This is a genomic window from Streptomyces sp. NPDC029152 (genome assembly GCF_055564355.1).
In genome coordinates, this window is sequence record NZ_JBVHWR010000013.1 from 10,635 (window position 1) to 30,281 (window position 19,647).

The 19,647-nt window shown below is 74.0% G+C and carries 14 protein-coding genes; 8 read left to right on the forward strand and 6 right to left on the reverse strand.

Translation table 11 applies throughout. The annotated features are described in order from the left end of the window. Positions 1-139: 139 nt before the first annotated feature. On the reverse strand, positions 140-514 hold the full coding sequence (locus ACZ4V6_RS25625; protein ID WP_467831627.1) for a DUF3499 domain-containing protein: 375 nt from the start codon (positions 512-514) through the stop codon (positions 140-142). 343 nt (positions 515-857) lie between these two features. Between ACZ4V6_RS25625 and ACZ4V6_RS25630 the strand changes: the two genes are divergently transcribed. Beyond that, positions 858-1,310, forward strand: coding sequence for a metallopeptidase family protein (locus ACZ4V6_RS25630; protein ID WP_467832002.1), 453 nt, complete (start codon positions 858-860; stop codon positions 1,308-1,310). 42 nt (positions 1,311-1,352) lie between these two features. On the opposite strand, the gene ACZ4V6_RS25635 is transcribed toward ACZ4V6_RS25630, so the two are convergent. The 3 genes from ACZ4V6_RS25635 to ACZ4V6_RS25645 form a co-directional block, all read right to left on the reverse strand. Continuing rightward, positions 1,353-2,840, reverse strand: a complete 1,488-nt coding sequence (locus ACZ4V6_RS25635) for a DUF5719 family protein (RefSeq protein ID WP_467831630.1) — start codon at positions 2,838-2,840, stop codon at positions 1,353-1,355. After that, complete coding sequence (locus ACZ4V6_RS25640; protein ID WP_467831633.1) at positions 2,837-6,553, reverse strand: glycosyltransferase family 2 protein; 3,717 nt, start codon at positions 6,551-6,553, stop codon at positions 2,837-2,839. Before ACZ4V6_RS25640 ends, ACZ4V6_RS25635 begins: the two co-directional genes overlap by 4 nt. A gap of 293 nt (positions 6,554-6,846) precedes the next feature. Beyond that, complete coding sequence (locus ACZ4V6_RS25645) at positions 6,847-7,110, reverse strand: WhiB family transcriptional regulator (RefSeq protein ID WP_006134669.1); 264 nt, start codon at positions 7,108-7,110, stop codon at positions 6,847-6,849. A gap of 702 nt (positions 7,111-7,812) precedes the next feature. Here ACZ4V6_RS25645 and ACZ4V6_RS25650 point away from each other — a divergent pair. The 4 genes from ACZ4V6_RS25650 (at position 7,813) to ACZ4V6_RS25665 (ending at position 11,747) form a co-directional block, all read left to right on the forward strand. Further along, positions 7,813-8,328, forward strand: coding sequence for a cysteine dioxygenase (locus ACZ4V6_RS25650; RefSeq protein ID WP_467831637.1), 516 nt, complete (start codon positions 7,813-7,815; stop codon positions 8,326-8,328). A gap of 64 nt (positions 8,329-8,392) precedes the next feature. Then, positions 8,393-9,352, forward strand: a complete 960-nt coding sequence (cofD, locus tag ACZ4V6_RS25655; protein WP_467831640.1) for a 2-phospho-L-lactate transferase — start codon at positions 8,393-8,395, stop codon at positions 9,350-9,352. Further along, positions 9,349-10,656 (forward strand): coenzyme F420-0:L-glutamate ligase, encoded by a 1,308-nt coding sequence (locus tag ACZ4V6_RS25660; RefSeq protein WP_467831643.1) that lies wholly within the window; start codon positions 9,349-9,351, stop codon positions 10,654-10,656. The genes cofD and ACZ4V6_RS25660 overlap by 4 nt, the downstream gene beginning before the upstream one ends. An 80-nt stretch (positions 10,657-10,736) precedes the next feature. Next, positions 10,737-11,747 (forward strand): DNA-3-methyladenine glycosylase family protein, encoded by a 1,011-nt coding sequence (locus ACZ4V6_RS25665; RefSeq protein WP_467831646.1) that lies wholly within the window; start codon positions 10,737-10,739, stop codon positions 11,745-11,747. A gap of 312 nt (positions 11,748-12,059) precedes the next feature. On the opposite strand, the gene manB is transcribed toward ACZ4V6_RS25665, so the two are convergent. Further along, positions 12,060-13,145, reverse strand: coding sequence for a mannose-1-phosphate guanylyltransferase (gene manB / locus ACZ4V6_RS25670; protein WP_467831649.1), 1,086 nt, complete (start codon positions 13,143-13,145; stop codon positions 12,060-12,062). A gap of 104 nt (positions 13,146-13,249) precedes the next feature. Continuing rightward, positions 13,250-14,731 (reverse strand): peptidoglycan recognition protein family protein, encoded by a 1,482-nt coding sequence (locus tag ACZ4V6_RS25675; RefSeq protein ID WP_467831652.1) that lies wholly within the window; start codon positions 14,729-14,731, stop codon positions 13,250-13,252. 139 nt (positions 14,732-14,870) lie between these two features. Between ACZ4V6_RS25675 and ACZ4V6_RS25680 the strand changes: the two genes are divergently transcribed. From ACZ4V6_RS25680 to ACZ4V6_RS25690, 3 genes are all read left to right on the forward strand, one after another. Then, complete coding sequence (locus ACZ4V6_RS25680; protein ID WP_467831654.1) at positions 14,871-15,635, forward strand: TIGR03089 family protein; 765 nt, start codon at positions 14,871-14,873, stop codon at positions 15,633-15,635. A 181-nt stretch (positions 15,636-15,816) separates the two neighbouring features. Then, a complete protein-coding gene (locus tag ACZ4V6_RS25685; protein WP_467831657.1) occupies positions 15,817-17,013 on the forward strand; it encodes an LCP family protein in 1,197 nt (398 codons plus the stop codon). Positions 17,014-17,270: 257 nt separating this feature from the next. Next, positions 17,271-19,025 (forward strand): LCP family protein, encoded by a 1,755-nt coding sequence (locus tag ACZ4V6_RS25690; protein ID WP_467831660.1) that lies wholly within the window; start codon positions 17,271-17,273, stop codon positions 19,023-19,025. Positions 19,026-19,647: the final 622 nt, after the last annotated feature.

Consider the following 19,647-nt stretch of genomic DNA (forward strand, 5'->3'; position numbering starts at 1 on the left):
CGCCATGCGAAAGCGTTCGCTCGCGACTCCCGGAATGGTCGCGTTCACAGCAAGATGGCGACGGCGGGCGTGCGGGAAACGGATGTTCGGGAGAGAGTTCCGGTGACCGTCGCGCCCGGCGGACGGGGGCGGACGGGGCTCAGTTGTCCGGCGAGCGCAGGACGCGCAGGTGGCCGCGGCGCGCGACCTCCATCGGGTCGGCCGATCGCGTCCCGCCTCCGGCCCCCGCCGCACGCTCCTGGGGGCGGGCGGCCTCGCGCACCGCGTTGGCGAGCGCTTCCAGGTCGTCGCCGCTGGGACGGGCCGGGGCCGAACCGTCGAGGAGCCGGACGACCTCCCAGCCGCGCGGGGCGGTGAGGCGCTCGGAGTGCTCGGCGCACAGGTCGTAGCAGTGGGGTTCGGCGTAGGTGGCGAGCGGGCCGAGGACCGCGGTCGAGTCGGCGTAGACGTACGTCAGCGTCGCGACGGCGGGACGGCCGCAGGCGGTGCGCGAACAGCGACGTACAGGGCTCACGATGTTGGACGGTACCGCACTCTTGAGCGGGCCGCGACGATCCCCCGCCAGGTCACACCACCGTGTCGCGATGTGAGACGGGTCACGCACACCTCCGAGCGCGACCGTCTGACCTGCACCGACGCCGATTTTCGGCATCCCGGTCAGACGTGAAGGCGGTCATAAGCTGATACAAACAGCGACATTTGCCATGAGACCCACGGTCACGGAGAGATACGGAATCGAGTCCGACCTTGGCCTGAACAGTCGTCCGGCGGCACGCGGTCCGGGGTGTCGTGGCGGTGCCCGGTGTGTCGTGCGGGGTCCGGCGTGCGGAGGCGGCGGGGACTACCCTTCACCAGTGATGGACAACCCCCTGACACCCCGTGAGGCCGGCCGCCCGGGACCCCGCCGTCGTGATCGCCACGGCCGGGGCATGCGCGGCCCGATCGCACCGCCGCAGGTACCGCTCGCCGCCAGCCGCGCCGACCTGTTCGCGGACCTGGTGCAGGACTCCGTCGAGCGCCTGGAGCGGCGGTGGCCGCAGCTCGCCGACATCGATTTCCACGTCCTCGAGGTGCCGCGGCTGGACGGGGCCGGACAGGGCTGGAACGACGAGGCGGTGCCGCTGGGCGGCACGGTGCCCGCGCGGGACGGCCGGCGCGGGCGCGTGGTCGTCTACCGGCGGCCCGTCGAGATCCGCGCGAAGGGACGGGACGAGCGGGCGGCCCTGGTGCACGAGGTGGTCGTCGAGCAGGTCGCGGAGCTGCTCGGGCTCACGCCGGAGACGGTGGATCCGCGGTACGGGGAGGACTGAGGCGCGGCCCGGGGCCGGTCCGGCGGGACCGGCCCCGGCCCGTCACCTCTGCAGCACCGACAGGTCCTCCGCCGCCTCCGGGACCGCCACCGTCCCCCGGTCGTCCGGGAGGGTCTGCACCGTGAAGGCCGCCGCGTCGTCGTCCTCCGGCCGCGTCAGCGTGCGGGCCGCGTACACGGGGCCGCCGGACAGGGGCTCGACCGTCAGCGCGTAGGTGCCCTTCAGGCCCGCAGGGACGGGCAGCTCGACGTCCTGAGTGGTGCCGCCCTTGATCGTGTACGTCCGGGACACCGTCGTGCCGCCCTCGCTGCCCGCCGACGCCGTGACCTTCACCTGCGCGGCCTTCCCGGGCGCCGCCAGGGACAGGGTGGTGCCCTTGGCCCGGTTGTCCGCCGAGGTCGCGCGCGCCCCGACCGGGCCGGAGGCCGGGATGAACGCCGTCTCCTGCGCCGTGCCCTTGCCCCGCACCACCCGCAGCGCGGCCACCACCGGCACGGACCGGTTCGTCGGCGTCAGCACCAGCGACCCCGCCTCGCCGCGCGTGACCTCGCCGAGGTCGACGCCCGTCGTCATGCCCGCCTTGACGCGCACCGTCTCGTGCCCGGCGGGCGTGAGCAGCCCGGTCGGTGACGCGAGCCGCACCTTCAGGTCGGCGTCGGTGTCGCCGGGCGTGAACAGCACCAGGCGTACGGCCGTGGCGTCCTTGGGGATGCCCGGCAGCACCAGGCTGTCCGCCGGGTCCGCGGCCGCGGCCAGCCAGTCGCCGCCGGTCTTGTCGCTCAGGGCCTGCACCGCGGCGCCGACCCGGCCGCTGCGCACGCCGACGTGCACGGTGAGGTCGGCCTCCTGCGCGTCGCCGAGCGTGGACAGCAGGATCGACTCACTGCCGTGGGCGGGCACCGTGATGCCGTCGCTCACCGACGACTTCACGGCGCCGTCCTTGCCGTAGAGCTCGATGTCGACGACGGCCGCCGAGTCGTCGGGGTTGGTCAGGTGGACGTAGTCGGTGCGGTCGGCCGTCGTGGCGGCGCCGGGGAACCAGAACTGCGTGTCCGGCGCGGTGCAGTTGACGCCCAGCAGTCCGCGGCCCGTGCCGGCGGCGACCTCCGTGGTCTGCTGCACCGTCCAGCCGGGGGCGTGACTCCCCTCCGCCGTACCGACGAACGCGGGCGTGTCGGCGCCGGTGGTCTTCGCGGTGACCGGGGTGCCGGGGGCTCCGGGCCGGACGACGGGCTTGCGGGCCTTCTCGTCGCCCTTCCCGCCCGGCTCCTCCGTCGCGGCGGCGAGCCGGGCCTCGCCCTTGCCGTCGGTGCCCTTGGTGACGGGGGTGAACGACGTGTACGACGTCTCGGCCAGGTCGGAGGTGCTGGGCGCCGGGCACAGCAGGCTGGTCCGTTCGACGGGCAGCCGCGTGGCCGTCGCGCCGGCGGGGTCCGCGCCGGAGGCGTCCGGAGTGGTCAGCGCCGCGAATCCGGTGACGGCGGCGAGCGCGGTGGCGCCGGCGATCAGGGACAGGGTGGTGCGGTTCACTGCTGGCTCCCGTCGGGACGCTCACTGCCCGTGCCGTGGGGCCGGTGGGCCTGGGAAGGGTCGTACGGCGCGTCGTAGCCGCCCTGGCTGTACGGCTGGTCGTACGGCTGGTCGTACGCGGGGTCATGGCCGGCGGCCGGGGCCGGGTCGCCGTAGGCGTACGGGGCGTACTGGCCGTCCTGAGCACCCTGGTAGGCGTCCGTCGGGTACGGCTGCTGCCCGTAGGCGGCCGGGTCGTACTGCTGGGCGTCCTGGTACTGCTCGCCGCCGTACGTGCCGTAGGAGCCGTACCCGGCATCCGGCCGGCCGGCCGGGTCCCATGCGCCGGACGCCTGCTGCGGGACCGTCGCCGGGGACTCCTGCGGCGGCGCGGGTGCCTCGGCGGGGTCCGGTGACCCGTCCCCGTCCCCGTCCCCGGTGCCGGCCTCGGCCTCCGCCTGGGCCCGCAGCCGGCGTGCCCGGCGTCCCTCGCCGGCGACCGCCTGGGCGGGGACGACCGGCTCGTCGGGCAGGTCGTCGTCGACGTCGCGGCGCCGGCCGGGCAGGGCGAGGACCACCAGGACGACGGCGAGCAGTCCCTGGGCCCACAGCCAGGCGGTGTGGGTGAGCGGATCGTCGTAGGTGACGTCCAGCCTGCCGCCGGAGGCGGGGAGTTCGAAGCCCTGGGCCCAGCCGTCGACCGTGGTGCGGGTGAGCGGCTTGCCGTCGAGGGTGGCCGTCCAGCCGTCGGCGGCGGTGTCGGCGAGGCGCAGGACGCGGCCCTCGGCACCGGACGGGATCTTCGTGTGGATCTCCACGGGCCCGGCGGCGACCGGCTGCGGCTCGCCCGTGGCGGTGCCGTGGCCGGGGACGACGGTCGCGCGCGCGACGTCCCGGTCGACCTGCCACAGCCCGCTGCCGTCCTGCTGGCTGAGCCGCCTCAGCCCCGGCGTGGCGTCCAGGACGCGGACGATGTCGTGGGGCGCCCCCTTGTGCACGAGGACGTAGCGCACGGCGAAGCCGCCGAGCTGACCGGCCTGGTCGGCGCCGGAGCCGGCCACCAGGTTGGCGACGACCTTGTCGAGCCCGCCGTTCCCCCCGTCGGCGGCCAGTTCGCCGTCGCCGAGGCGGACCCCGGCCCCGCGGACCAGCATGTAGCTCACGTGGGCGGCGGAGTCGCTGTCGAGGACGAGGGTGCGGGCCTGGTCGCGGGTGACGCTGTCCTCGGCGACGAACGCGGGGACCTGCACCGGGTCGCGCCGCTCCAGGGGCCCGTCGGCACCGCCGGTCATCCAGCCGACGGCGGCGATCAGCGGGCCGACGGCCGAGGCGAGGGCGATGAGAGCGGCGACCGGCTGGCGCCAGCCGAAGCTCTGCTCGGCGACGCGGAAGCGCGCGCCGTCGGCGCCCAGGACGGCGGCGGACAGCAGGGCGAGGCCGTAGACGAGGGTGGCGGGGCCCGCCCAGGCGGAACGGTTCGACAGGACCGCGAGGACGAGGGCGACCAGTGCGACGGCCCAGGCCGCCCGGATCGCGCCCTGCCGCTCGGAGCGCAGCAGGGCGGCCAGCGCGGCCAGCACGATGCCGACGAGGAGCAGTCCGCCGACCGTGCCGGGGCCGCCGGGGCTGGCGCCGAGCAGGTCGAGCGCGGAGGCGGACGAGGAGCCGTACTCCAGGCCGGCCTCGTCGAAGAAGTCGAACGGGAACAGCGACAGCGACCAGGGCGCGAGCAGCAGCAGGGGCGTGCCGAGCTGGGCGAGCAGGCGCAGCCCGTACGCCGCGATGTCGCCGCGGCGCAGGACCAGGACGCCCACGCCGAGCAGCAGCGCGAGGGGCCACACGACGGGTGTGAAGGCGGTGGTGATCGTCAGCAGCAGCGCGTACGCCCAGGTGGCGCGCCAGCTGCCGCGCGCGCCGGACCGGCCCGCCAGGCCGGCGGCCGCGACGGCCGCGCGCGCGGCGAGCGGGAGGAGCACGGCGAGGACGGCGGTGCCGATGCGGCCGCCGGCGAGCGCGCCGGTGGCGGCGGGCAGGAAGGCGTAGGCGACGGCCGCCCAGGCGCGCAGCAGCCGGGAGGGCACGAGCGGGCGGGAGGCGAAGTACGCGGTGACACCGGCGAGGGGCACCGAGCAGACCAGCAGCAGGGTGACGGCCAGTCCGGCGGAGCCGAGCAGGACGGAGGCGAGCGTGGCGACGATCGCCAGGTAGGGCGGGGCGGAGGCGGTGCCGCCGGTGCCCACGGTGTGCCAGGTGTCCACGTACCGCGACCACAGCTCGCCGGCGCCGGCCGGGGCGGGCAGCAGCGCGCCGCCCGCCAGCGCGCCGCCGCCGAGGAGCGCGCGGCAGGCGACCAGGGAGACGAGCATCAGCACCAGGAAGAGCACCGGACCGGGTTTGCGGGCCACGCGCTTGAGGCGGGCGAACTGCTCGACCTCGAGGAAGTCGGCGTCGTCGCCGCCCGGACCGGACTCGATGGCGCCGCCGTGCCGCCCGGCGCCCGTGGCCGCTTCGGCCTCGGAACCGCCGGCGAGACTGCCCGCGATCTGTTCGACGGTGACGCGGACGGTCGCGCCGGGGGGTGGGAACAGGGGACGCAGTTCGTCCTTCCCGATCTGCGGGCGCCCCCGTTCGCGCCGTCCCGCGATGATGCGCTCGGGCCGCAGCAGGACGCTCAGCAGGCCTCGGATCTCGTCCAGCGCCTGGCCGGGGACCTTGCCGACGAGATAGGCGAGGGTCCGCAGCAGGGTGCCGACGACGAGGCGCAGCAGCACCCAGGGCAGGGCGGCGGTGCGGACGTTGACGAGGAGGGTGTGGACGGCGCCGGCCTTGTCCACCTTGTGCGGGGAGGCGGTGGTGCGCCCCGCGCAGTCGACGGCGCGGCGTTCGCGGGAGGCCGCCTCGGCGTGGCGTACGACCGCCTCCGGGGCGACCAGGACACGCAGTCCGGCGGCGTGCGCGCGCCAGCACAGGTCGACGTCGTCGCGCATCAGGGGCAGCAGGCGGTCGAACCCGCCGAGCCGCTCGAAGACGTCACGCCGGATCAGCATGCCGGCGGTGGACACCGACAGGACGGGCCGGACGTGGTCGTGCTGGCCCTGGTCCTGTTCGCGGCGGTCCAGACCGGTCCAGCGGCGGCCGGAGTTGGCGATGGAGACGCCGACCTCCAGCAGTTGCCGGCGGTCGTACCAGCCGCGGAGTTTGGGGCCGACGACGGCGACGTCCTCGCGGCCGAGTTCGTACTCGTTGTCCACGACGCGCAGCAGCTGTGCCAGGGCGTCGGGTTCGGGGGCGCAGTCGTCGTGCAGCAGCCACAGCCACTGCACCGGTTCTCCGTGCGGGAGTTCGGGCAGGTCGTAGGCGTCGTCGCGCCAGGTGCGCGTGACGGGGTCCCAGCCGCTGGGCCGCCGCAGGTACGCCAGGTCCTCTGAGGTGAGGAGCGGTGCGGTGCGCGCGGCCTCCGCGACGGCCTGGCCGAAGCCGGTGCGCCGGGCGAGGTGCAGCACGCGGTCGTCTCCGAGGGCCTCGGTGACCAGCCGGGCGGAGTCGTCGGCGCTGCCGGTGTCGGCGGCCACGGCGTACTGGACGGGGCGCTCCTGGCCGAGCAACCCGGCGAGCGCGTCGGGCAGCCAGCGGGCCCCGTCGTGGGAGACGAGGACCGCGGTCACCACGTGGCGCGGGAACTCAGGTGCGGCAGCGAGGTCTTGCTGGGCTGCCGTGTGGCTGTGCACGGACATCGAGGTACGGGCCCCGGTTCGATGGACTGCGGTGGACACCCGTGCCTGTGGGGAACGGCGGGGCGTCTCGGACGAGCGCCCACACTATCGGCAGATCAAACGGGGCGGCGCGGAGCGCCTCGTCGAGGGGCGGTGGCCGGGGGCGGACGGGCACGACGGCCCTGCGCCCGTGGACGGCCCGCCTGCGAGGGGCCGTTCATGTCCGTCGTGCACGTGCGTCGTCCACGCGGAGGGTGCGCCGTCCGTCGGGCGGCGGGCCGGCCGCCGGAGCGGACGGCGGGTCGGGCGGCGGGTCAGACGGCGGCCTTCTTCAGGCGGCGGCGCTCCCGCTCGGACAGGCCGCCCCAGATGCCGAAGCGCTCGTCGTGGGCGAGGGCGTACTCGAGGCACTCGGAGCGGACCTCGCACGCGAGGCAGACCTTCTTGGCCTCCCGGGTGGAGCCGCCCTTCTCGGGGAAGAAGGACTCGGGGTCGGTCTGGGCGCACAGTGCGCGCTCCTGCCAGCCGAGCTCCTCGTCCGCGTCGTCGACCAGCAGTTGCTGCACCAGCTCGGTCATGTGCGCCCCTCGTCCGTCCTTCACGTCCCCGTGATCCAGCCGTTATCGATTCCGGCTGAACGACACGAGTGAAATTACAAGTGTGCCGATCCGGGCGAGTCAAGCCGAGATCTGCTATTGGGCCCCTTATTCACTCTGCAGAACCAAGGCTGTGCGGAAAGTGTTCAAATCGCCATAAACCTTGACATGCCGACGAGGCCACAGGAGCCCTCGGCCCCGCACGGAACCCGTACGGGGGAGGACGCCCCGGCGTTCGATCTCGTTCCGACGCACACGCCGAAGCGAACCGGATCACATTCGGATCACAGGATCGCAACGGAGGTCGTGCACCCGGCTTGTGCCGCATGTGTCCCGGAAGCCGCCTGAGCAAACCTTTCATCTGCGAGATGGACCGGATGGGGTGAAACACGTCCCACATCACGGGCATCAAGTTGACAGTGCTGGTGTGAGCCGCTGTCCTAGTGGGCATGCTCGCGAACTCGGCACTCGCCCCGACCCGCACCGCCGGGTCCCACGGTGCTGCCCGCGCTCGCTGTAGCTGTTGTCGCCGTTCCAGCTGTTGAGCCGACCGCGCTCCGGCTGAACCGGGTCCGACCGACCCGGCCGTGTGATCCCACGCCCCACGCCCCGGCCAGGGCGTTCTCCGCATCCCGTTCTTCCCCGCGCTCCCCCGCACCCTTCCGCCGAGGAACCACCGCACCCATGAACAGCGACAGCGACCTCCAGATCGCCGGCGACATCCTCGAAGTCCCGCACCTCCTCCAGGCACCGCGCGAGCACCCGGCCACCGTCGCCGAGTTCGCCGGGCTGGTCCGCTCCCTCGCCGCGGACCGCTCCCAGTGGGAGCACCTCGTCCGCTACGACGCGACGACGCGCTGGTACCACCGGCTGCGCACCGGACCCGGCTACGAGGTCTGGCTGCTGTCCTGGCTGCCGGGACAGGGCAGCGGACGCCACGACCACGGCCCTTCCTCCGGCGTGTGGACGGTCCTCGACGGCACCCTGACCGAGCACACGGAGCGCGGCACGCGCGCACTGGGCGCGGGGACGCAGAAGGTGTTCGCGCCGGGGTACGCGCACGAGGTGGTCAACGACACGCTGGAGCCGGCGGTCAGCCTGCACGTCTACTACCCGGGCCTCACCGAGATGCCCATGCACTCCGCGCGGTGCTCGGCCGCCGCGCCCCACGACGCCGGTGCCGCGGCCGGGACGCCGTGACGACCGGGCTGACGCGGTGACGACTGGCTGACGCGGTGCCGTACCCGCCTGCGAGACTGGGCGCATGCGCATTGTGGTTCTGGCAGGCGGCATCGGCGGTGCCCGGTTCCTGCGTGGTCTGAAGCGGGCCGCGCCGGACGCGGACATCACGGTCATCGGCAACACCGGCGACGACATCCACCTCTTCGGGCTGAAGGTCTGCCCGGACCTCGACACGGTGATGTACACGCTCGGCGACGGCATCAACGAGGAACAGGGCTGGGGGCGGGCCGACGAGACCTTCCACCTCAAGGAGGAACTCACGGCCTACGGCGTCGGGCCGGAGTGGTTCGGCCTGGGCGACCGCGACTTCGCCACGCACATCGTGCGGACGCAGATGATCGCCGCCGGGTATCCGCTCAGCGCGGTGACCGAGGCGCTGTGCGACCGCTGGAAGCCCGGCGTGCGTCTCCTCCCCATGACCGACGACCGCGTGGAGACGCACGTGGCCGTCGAGCTGGACGGCGAGCGCAAGGCCGTCCACTTCCAGGAGTACTGGGTGCGGCTGCGGGCCTCGGTCCCCGCCGAGGCGGTCGTGCCGGTCGGCGCCGAGCAGGCGAAGCCGGCGCCCGGCGTCCTGGAGGCCATCGCCGAGGCGGACGTGATCCTCTTCCCGCCCTCCAACCCGGTCGTCTCGGTCGGCACGATCCTCGCCGTGCCCGGCATCCGGGAGGCGATCGCCGACGCCGGGGTACCGGTGGTCGGCCTCTCCCCGATCGTCGGGGACGCGCCCGTGCGCGGGATGGCCGACAAGGTCCTCGCGGCGGTCGGCGTGGAGTCCACCGCCGCGGCGGTCGCCGAGCACTACGGCTCGGGGCTGCTGGACGGCTGGCTGGTCGACACCGTCGACGCGGACGCCGTGACGCGGGTCAAGGCGGCCGGCATCCTCTGCCGCGCCGTACCGCTGATGATGACCGACGTCGACGCGGCGGCCCGGATGGCGCAGGAGGCGCTGACGCTGGCGGAGGAGGTGCGTCAGGCGTGAGCGACGGTGCTCCCGGCTACCGGGTCCGGGCGGTACCCGGCCTGCCGGAGGTGCAGCCGGGCGACGACCTGGCCAAGCTGATCGCGGCGGCCGAACCCGGGCTCGCCGACGGGGACGTGCTCCTCGTCACCTCCAAGATCGTGTCCAAGGCGGAGGGCCGCGTCGTGCGGGCCGCCGACCGGGAGGCCGCGATCGACGCCGAGACCGTACGGGTGGTGGCCCGGCGCGGGGCGCTGCGCATCGTCGAGAACCGGCAGGGCCTGGTCATGGCGGCGGCCGGCGTCGACGCCTCCAACACCCCGGCCGGCACGGTGCTGCTGCTGCCCGAGGACCCGGACGCCTCCGCGCGGGCCATCCGCGACGGCCTGCGGGACACGCTGGGCGTCGACGTCGGCGTGGTCGTCACCGACACGTTCGGGCGTCCCTGGCGGGCCGGCCTCACCGACGTGGCGATCGGCGCCGCGGGCGTGCGGGTCCTCGACGACCTGCGCGGCGGCACGGACGCGCACGGCAACCCGCTCGGCGCCACCGTCGTCGCCACCGCCGACGAACTCGCCGCCGCGGGCGACCTGGTCAAGGGCAAGGCCGCCGGGCTGCCCGTCGCCGTCGTGAGCGGGCTGCCCCAGGTCGTGACCGGGGACGACGGCGAGGGGGCGCGGGCCATGGTGCGCGGCGCGCGCGACGACATGTTCCGGCTCGGCACGTCGGAGGCGGTGCGCCAGGCGGTCACCCAGCGGCGTACGGTACGGGCCTTCACGGACGAGCCGGTCGATCCCGGCGCCGTACGCCGGGCGGTGGCCGCGGCGGTCACGGCGCCGGCGCCGCACCACACGACGCCGTGGCGGTTCGTGCTGCTGGAGTCCGCCGAGTCCCGCACCCGGCTGCTGGACGCGATGCGGGACGCCTGGATCGCCGACCTGAGACGGGACGGCAGGAGCGAGGAGTCCATCGCCAGGCGGGTGCGGCGCGGGGACGTGCTGCGCAACGCGCCGTACCTCGTCGTGCCCTGCCTGGTCATGGACGGCTCGCACACCTACGGCGACGCGCGGCGCGACGGGGCCGAGCGGGAGATGTTCGTGGTCGCCGCCGGCGCGGGCGTGCAGAACCTCCTCGTCGCCCTCGCCGGGGAGCGGCTGGGCTCGGCGTGGGTGTCCTCCACGATGTTCTGCCGGGACGTCGTACGGGAGGTGCTGGGGCTGCCGCGGGACTGGGACCCGATGGGCGCCGTCGCGGTCGGTCATCCCGCCGAGGAGCCGCGGCCGCGGGCGGAGCGGGACGCGGAGGCGTTCATCGAGGTGCGGTGACGCACCCCGGCGACGCCCTACCCTCGTAGGGGCCCCTCGTTCCGCGGGGCCCCTCCGTCTCCCGTCCCAGGGGCTTCGCCGTGGCAGGACGCTTCGCTCCCCGGCCCGTGCGCACGACAGTGCGCGGCGGGGAGACCGTCGTGCCCGCGAGGGGGACGCCGGCGCCCCGGCAGGCCGTCGTACCCGGGAAGGTGCGGGTGTGGGTGCCGGAGGGGCCGCTGGACCTGGGGCTGGTCCTCGGGCCGCTGCGGCGCGGGCCGGGCGATCCGACGTTCCGGACGATGCCGGACGGGTCGGTGTGGCGGGCCAGCCGGACGCCGGCCGGGCCGGGCACGCTGCGGGTCACCGCGCGCGGCGGCGAGGTGCGGGGCGAGGCCTGGGGACCGGGCGCGGAGTGGCTGCTGGAGCGGCTGCCGCGGCTGCTGGGCGCCGAGGACGACCCGTCCGCGTTCGTGCCGCGGCACCGGCTGCTGGCCCTCACCGCGCACCGGCGGCCGGGACTGCGGCTGGCGCGGACCGGGCTGGTGCTGGAGTCGCTGATCCCGTCGGTCCTGGAGCAGAAGGTCACGACGCTGGAGGCGTACCGGGCGTGGCGGCTGCTCGTGCGGAAGTACGGCGAACCGGCGCCGGGGCCCGCGCCCGGGCGGATGCACGTGATGCCGGCGCCGCGGACGTGGGCGCTGATCCCGTCCTGGGAGTGGCACCTGGCCGGGGTGGACGACAAGCGGGCGTCGACGGTCCTGCGGGCGGTGCGGGTCGCCGCGCGGCTGGAGGAGGCGGCGGGGATGGAGCCGGCGGCGGCACAGGCGCGGCTGGAGGTCGTGCCCGGGATCGGGCCGTGGACCTCGGCGGAGACCGTGCAGCGCAGTCATGGGGCGGCGGACGCGGTGACGGTGGGGGATCTGCATCTGCCGGGGATCGTGGGGTTCGCGCTGGGCGGGGACCGGGATGCGGACGATGCGGCGATGCTGCGGCTGCTGGAGCCGTATGCCGGGCAGCGGCATCGGGCGGCTCGGCTGGTGCTGCTGAGCGGGCGGGTGCCGGGGAGGCGGGCGCCGCGGATGGCTCCGCGGGGGATCGAGCGGCTCTGACGGGGTGGGGTCCGGGGCGCGTTGACAGGTGCCCCGCGCTGGTGCGGGGCGGGGGTGGGTCGCGCGGCCCGGCGCCGGCCGGGTGCCTCCCCCGGAGGGGGTGCCCCCAGCGCCCACCCGTGCCGCCCCGGCGGCACGACCGCCCGCAGCTACGACACCGGGGGAAGCGCGACCGCCCGCGGCTACGACACCGGGGGAAGCGCGACCGCCCGCGGCTACGACACCGGGGGAAGCGCGACCGCCCGCGGCTACGACGCCGGGGAGGCGCGGCTGTCCGCAGCTACGGCACTGGGGAGGCGCGGCTGTCCGCGGTTACGACGCGTCCGAGGAGAAGCGGAGGGAGGCCGGGGGTATGCGGGCGTCGCACCAGACCCGGACGCCCGAGCGGAGTTCGTTGTCGGCGCCGATGACCGCGCCGTCGCCGATGACCGTGTCCGTGAGGACCGAGCGGGTGCCGACGCGGGCGCGGGTGCCGATGAGGGAGTCGGTGATGACGGCGCCCGGTTCGATGACCGCGCCGGGGAGGATCGTGCTGCCGAAGACACGCGCTCCCTCCGCGACGAAGGCGCCCTCGCCCACCACCGTTCCGCCGGTCAGCTTGGCGTCCGGCGCGACGATGGCCGTGGGCAGGACCAGGCGGTCGCCGCAGCGGCCCGGTACCGCCGGGGACGGGGCGCGGCCGAGGACCAGGTCCGCCGAGCCGCGCACGAAGGCCGCCGGGGTGCCGAGGTCCAGCCAGTACGTGGAGTCGACCATGCCCTGCAGGTGTGCTCCGGTGGCGAGGAGTTCCGGGAAGGTCTCCCGTTCGACCGAGACCGGGCGGCCCGCCGGGACGGTGTCGATGACCGAGCGGCGGAAGACGTACGCCCCCGCGTTGATCTGGTCGGTGACGATCTCCTCCGGCGTCTGCGGCTTCTCCAGGAACGCCAGGACCCGGCCCGTGTCGTCCGTGGGGACCAGCCCGTACGCCCTCGGGTCCGTCACCTTCGTCAGGTGCAGGGAGACGTCCGCGCCCGTCGTCCCGTGCGTGCGGACCAGCGCGCCGATGTCCAGGCCCGTCAGGATGTCGCCGTTGAAGACGAGCACCGGCTCGTCGGGGCCCGAGTGCAGCCGCGACGCCGCGTTGCGGATCGCGCCGCCGGTGCCGAGCGGTTCCTCCTCGGTGACGTACTCCAGGTGGAGGCCCAGGGACGAGCCGTCTCCGAAGTACGGTTCGAAGACCTCGGCCAGGTAGCTCGTCGCGAGCACGATGTGCTCGACCCCCGCCGCCTTCGCCCGCGCCAGCTGATGGGTGAGGAACGGCACCCCGGCCGCTCTGACCATGGGCTTCGGTGTGTGCACCGTGAGCGGGCGCAGCCGCGTGCCCTTACCGCCGACCAGGAGGATCGCTTCTGTCACCTGTCGTCTCTGCTTCCTGCCGGGACCGGCCGAACTGTCTTTCGGCCGGCCAGTGTATGCAGACCGTTCCATGGCGCCGTCGATGACCGTGCGGTGGTGCTTCCTCAGCGGCCCTGGTACTTCGCCGCCGAGGAACGGACCGTGCCGAGCTTGCCGTAGAGCTGCTTGCCGGGACAGCTCGTGGCGAAGCCGTCGCGGTGGCCCGAGATGACGTTCAGTCGTACGTTCCTGCCTTTTCGGTAGAGGTTGCCACCACCGGACTTCAGGTATGTCTTGCCGCGTGGGTTCATGCCGTGGAGACCGAGCTTCCACGCGGTGAGCCGGGCGACGGCCTTGACCGCGGCGGACGACGGTTTCTTCGAGCCGTAGGTGCCGAGGACCGCGATTCCCATGCTGTCGGAGTTGAACCCCATGGTGTGGGCACCCAGTACCGGCTTCGCCACTCCCCCGGCCCGGCCCTCGTAGATCTTTCCGCACTTGTCGACGAGGAAGTTGTAGCCGATGTCCCGCCACCCCATGCTCTTGACGTGGTAGCGGTAGATACTGCGAACGACCGACGGGGCCTGCGAGCAGCGGTAGTTGTTGCCGGTGGCCGAGTGGTGCACGAAGGCGGCCTTGACCTTCTTCGTGTACACGAACTTCTTCTCGCGCAGCTTCTCGTCCGCGCCCCAGCCGCGGCGCGTGGTGATGCTCGGACGCGGACCGACGTACGGCTTGGCCTTCTGCTGTTCCGTCAGGGTGCCGAGGGCGAGGAGTTCCTTCTCGGTCCGGTCCCGGCTCAGGGCCGGGGTCTCGGTGGCGCCCAGGGGCGCGAGGCCGGCGTTGGCGGCGGAGGCGTCGAGTCCCTCGACGGTCGCGAAGACCTCGCTGGACTCGACGGACCCGAGGGCCTCGGCGGCCTCGGCGGGTTCGGCGGGTTCTGCGGCCTCAGCGGGTTCGGCGGGTTCGGCGGCCCCGGCGGGTCCGGCGGTCCCGGCGGTCAGGGCGGTGGTGCGGGGGCCCTCGTTGGGGGTTGTCCCGTCCGCGGGGGGTAGCGGCGGGGCGGCGTCACCGGGATCGACGAGTTCGAGGCGCAGGCCGGTGGGGAGCGGGGACGTGGCGGAGGCGGCACCGTCCTCGTGCGCCGCGCTCACCCGCACCTCCACGCCGTCCGAGTCACCCACCCACAGCGGTGCGGTGGCGCCGCGCACGCGGCCCGGCGCGCTTTCGGCGGTGCCCGGGTCGGCGGCGTGGTCGGTGTTGTGCGTCTCGAGGTCCTGCCAGTCGGACCAGGCGCCGGTGGCGGTGGCGCGGGTGCGGACCTGGACACGGCCGTGCAGTTCGGTGGCCGGGTCGTCCCAGACGACGCCGACGAGGGAGAAACGCCGTGTGTCCCGGCGGGGGACGCCCTGTTCGGCGGTGCCGGGGGCGGTGGAGGCACGGTCGCCCGCGAGGGACGTGAGCGGCAGCGACTGGGTGCTGCCGGGGACGTACGCCCCGGCCGGTGCCGCTCTTTTGGCGGTCGCCGTCGCGGGCGCGGCGGTGAGCGGGAGGGCCAGTGCGGCCGCGCAGGTGACGCCTATGGAGGAAGTGAGGAATCCATGCATGCCCCTGATCCTGGACACGGCCGGACAAATCTGTCCATACGGAATGTGACGGGTCGTAGGGTTCTTTCGCCCGATCCGGTGGTGGCGGTGTGCCCCGTCCGCCCGGACCCCGCCTTCGGGCCCGCGTACGCTTGCGCGGGTGAACGCGACCGACCGCACCCCTGCCGACCTGCTGAGTTCCGCGCTCGCCGCGGACCCGGGACGCCCCCTGGTGACCTTCTACGACGACGCCACCGGCGAACGCGTCGAACTCTCCGTGGCCACCTTCGCCAATTGGGTGGCCAAGACCGCCAATCTGCTCCAGGACGAACTGTCCGTCGAACCCGGTGACCGGGTCGCGCTGCTGCTGCCCGCGCACTGGCAGACGGCGGTGTGGCTGCTGGCGTGCGCCTCGGTGGGTGTCGTCGCCGACGTGGCCGGTGACCCGGCGGCGGCGGACGTGGTGGTGAGCGGGCCGGAGCCCCGGTCGCTGGAGGCGGCGCGGGCGTGCTCGGGGCCGCGGATCGCGCTGGCGCTGCGGCCGCTCGGGGGGCGGTTCGTGCCGGCCGCGCCGGAGGGCTTCGCCGATTACGCGGTGGAAGTACCCGGGCAGGGCGACCGGTTCGTGCCGTACGCGCCGGTGGACCCGGAGGCGCCGGCGCTGATCGTGGCCGGGCGGGAGTTCAGCGGGGCGGAGATCGTGGAGCGGGCCCGGGCGGAGGCGTCGGAGCTGGGGCTCATGGGGCCGGGGGCGCGGATTCTGTCGGGGTTGCCGTACGACACGTGGGAGGGGCTGAACGCGGGGTTGTACGGGCCGTTGGCGTCGGGTGGGTCGGTGGTGCTGTGCCGCCACCTGGAGCAGGCGGGGGACGGCGTGGTGGATCAGCGGATCGAGACGGAACGGGTGTCGGCCACGGCACGGTGAACCGCGAGCGGGGGTGAGGCGCGGCCACGTCGGCGCGGCCGCACGCGGGCGAGGCGGCCCGGCCTTTGCGGGAGACCCGTTCGGCCCAGTCGGGGCCGGGGGTTCGCGGGGGCCCGGGTCATGATCGGGGGAGTGCGCGCACGCAGGGCACGCTCGTAGGGCACGAGGGGTTGAGGCAGACGTGAGCGACAGCGCAGGCACGTCCTCCGGCGGAGCCGGGACCCCGGGGGCGTCCGCGACCGGGGACGGACTGCGGCGCCGCCGGCGGCGCCGGCTGCGGTACGCGGGCGTCACGGCCGCCGTGCTCGGCGTCGCGGCCGTGGGCGTCGGATGGACGGTGTACGCCGAGCTGAGCGGGAACATCACCGCCGACGAGGCGGCGGCGGCCGAGCTCGCCCGGTACGAGAGGGAGCGGCCCACCCCGCTGGTCCGCGGCGCGCAGAACGTGCTGGTGATCGGGTCGGACTCGCGCTCCGGAGACGGCAACGGACGCTACGGGCGGGACACCGGGACCGCGCGGTCGGACACCACGATCCTGCTGCACCTCGCGGCCGGCCGGGACAGCGCCACCGCCGTCTCGGTCCCCCGCGACCTGATGGTGGACGTGCCCGGCTGCCACCGCCGGGACGGATCCCGCACCGAGCCGGTGTTCGCCCGGTTCAACTACGCCTTCGAGGCGGGCGGTTCGGCGTGCACCATCCGCACGGCGGAGAAGCTGACCGGTGTTCGGATCGACCACCACGTGGTCGTCGACTTCCAGGGCTTCAAGAAGATGGTCGACGCGCTCGGCGGTGTCGGGGTGTGCCTGAGCGAACCGGTCGACGACGAGGACGCCCGGCTGAGGCTGCCCGCCGGCCGGGTGACGCTCGACGGGGAGCAGGCCCTCGGCTACGTCCGGGCCCGCAAGTCGCTCGGCAACGGCAGTGACACCGGCCGGATGGAGCGGCAGCAGCGTTTCCTCGGGGCGCTCGTCGACAAGGTGCAGAGCAACGACGTGCTGCTGAACCCGGTGAAGCTCTATCCCGTACTGGACGCGGCCACGTCGTCCCTGACGACCGACCCGGGTCTGGCGAGCCTGCGGGGCGTGTACGACCTCGCGCGCGGCCTGCGGAAGATCCCCGCCGAACGGGTGCGGTTCCTGACCGTCCCCCGTGAGCCGTACGCGCGCGACGCCGATCGCGACCAGCTCGCACAGCCCGACGCCGAGAAGCTGTTCGCCCGTCTGCGGACGGACGAACCGGTGGCCGTCGCGGCACCGGACGGACGCAGGACGGGGGGCGGGAACGGGTCCGGTCCCGCGGTCGCGCGTGAACCCGGGGGCGGTTCACCGGATCCGACGTTCAGCGGCAGCACCGCGGGCGAGGACGACTGCGACTAGGAAACCCCGGGCGGCACGGGGCGTACCCGGGACCGGCGCGGAACGACAGACACTTATCCAGGAAAAAGGATGGATTGCCCGCTTGTAAGGTCCATGGAATGCGTCACGCGCGTCGCCGCGCGCCGAATGGGGCGGTTAGTGTGAGCGATCCGGTGTGCCGGCCAGAGGTTCCGTCCTGGGGTCGCGGCACCGAGTGACCGAGACCGGGCGCCTGGAGCGGAAGGCGCCGCGTGGTCCCGACGGAGGATTGGGAGACCGTGGACGCGCAAGGCCGTGGGCGGGCGGAGGACATCGACCCCGCAGACCAGTGGGTATTCAACCCGGACACCGGCGAATACGAACTGCGACTGACCCCTTCCGCACCGCAGTCGACGGTCCCGGGACCTCGTGGAGCCGCTCACGGCGGTCCGGACGCGTCCGGACCGGCTCGCGGCCACGGCTCCGAGCGGGCGTCCGCGCCCGCGGACGCCCCGGAGCGGGAGGCCCCGGCTTCGCGCCGGCGCCGCCCGGCCCGCGAGGAGCCGCCGCCCGGGCAGCGCGGTCGTCGGCGGCCGGCGAAGAAGAAGTCGACGGGCAAGAAGGTCCTGATGTGGTCCGGCGGCACCATGGCGTTCGTCGTCCTCGGTGCCGCGGGGGCCGGGTACCTCTACCTGGAGCACCTCAACGACAACATCAAGTCCGTCGCCGACGACGGCGCGAGCACCGGTGGCTTCCAGAAGGACCAGGCCATCAACATCCTGCTGATCGGCACCGACAAGCGCACCGGCGACGGCAACGAGGGCTACGGCGACAGCGGCAGCGTCGGCCACGCCGACACCACGATCCTGCTCCACGTGTCCAAGGACCGTTCCAACGCGACCGCGCTCAGCATCCCCCGCGACCTGATCGTCGACATCCCCGACTGCCCGACCACGCAGGACGACGGGACGAAGAAGGTCATCCCCGGCTCCACCGGCGCCCGCTTCAACATGAGCCTCGGCCAGGACGGCCGTACGCCCAGCTGCACCATGCGGACCGTCACCGAGCTGACCGGGATCACCCCCGACAACTTCATGGTCGCCGACTTCAACGCGGTCAAGACGCTGACCAGCGCGGTCGGCGGGGTCGAGGTGTGCCTGGCGAAGGACATCAACGACCCCGACTCGCACCTGAACCTGCCGGCGGGCAAACGCACGATCGAGGGCGAGCAGGCGCTGGCCTTCGTGCGCACCCGCCACTCGGTGGGTTTCGGCGGCGACCTGAGCCGCATTCAGATCCAGCAGCAGTTCCTCGGCTCGCTGATGCGCAAGCTGAAGTCGAACGACACGCTCACCAGTCCGTCGAAGATGGTGAAGCTGGCGGAGGCGGGCACCGAGGCGCTGACCGTCGACTCCAAGCTGGACAGCATCGGCAAGCTGAAGGACCTCGGTCTGGAGCTGGGCAAGCTCAACACCAAGAACCTCACCTTCGCCACGGTGCCGGTGAAGGACAACCCCGCCGAGAAGACCCCGGTGACGGTCGTGCTCCAGGAGGCGCCCGCCCAGCAGGTCTTCGACATGGTCAGGAACGACATCTCCTTCACCGAGGTCAAGCAGAAGGAGAAGAAGGAGGCCGCCGCCGTCGCGGCCCGCCTCAAGGGCGAGAAGTCCGAGCCCTCCGAGGTCCGCGTCCGCGTCCTCAACGGCGGCGCACCGGCCGGCAGCGCCCAGAAGGAACTCGCCTACCTCCAGACCGAGGCCGGCGTCACCAAGTCCGAGAACGCGGGCAACGCGCCCGCGGACCTGGCCAGGACGACCCTCGAGTACGCCCCCGACCAGGCCGACCAGGCCCGCGCGCTCGCCGAGATACTCGGCCTGTCCGGCGCGGCCATGAAGCCCGGCGAGAGCGTCACCAACTCCCAGGGCCTGCCCACCATGACCCTCACCCTCGGCAAGGACTTCAAGGGAGCCGGCATCAAACTCAACGCCACCTCCGGGAAGCCGCCCGAGGAGGCCCAGAAGACCACCGCGGACCAGGTCAAGTGCGCGAAGTGACCTGACGGGCCACGCGAGCGCCCGGCGGTACGGCGGTCCACCGGCCACCGAGCGGCCGGCCTCGCATCCGCCCACGACGCGTTCTCCCGGTCCCGCCGGGGGCGGCCCGGGAACGCGGCGGCGAGAGGCGCGGGTTCGCGACCGCACGGCCGAAGCGCCCTCGCAGAACCACCGGTTCTCGGCGAACGTGCAGGTCGTCATGGGCTCCGGGATCCGCCTGGCGGTGACCGCGGCCCGGCCGGGGGGGCCGCCCCCGTACCGGTACCCCCACACCGGCGGTGCATGCATCGGCCGTCGTTCCCGCCTGTTCGGCCGCCCCCGTGCGCGAGGATCTCCGTTCTCGATCCGGTCATGCCACGGCCGTGAGCGGTTCCGGACGACGGCCCGCGTCACGAGCCGGCCGCCTCCGACGCCGTGTCCGGAAAGGCTCCGGAGGGCGTGGAGAGGTCCACGGCTGACAAGGTCCCGTGCGCGAAGTGACCTGACGGCCCGGACTCGCGTCTTACCCGGCGGCCGTGGCGGGATGAATCCGTCGCGACGGGCGTACAGCCAACAGGGCGCTCCATGCGTCCAACTGTGCGAACGACAGGTGTTCGCGAGCCTGCCGGCTGGCGCGAGGGTG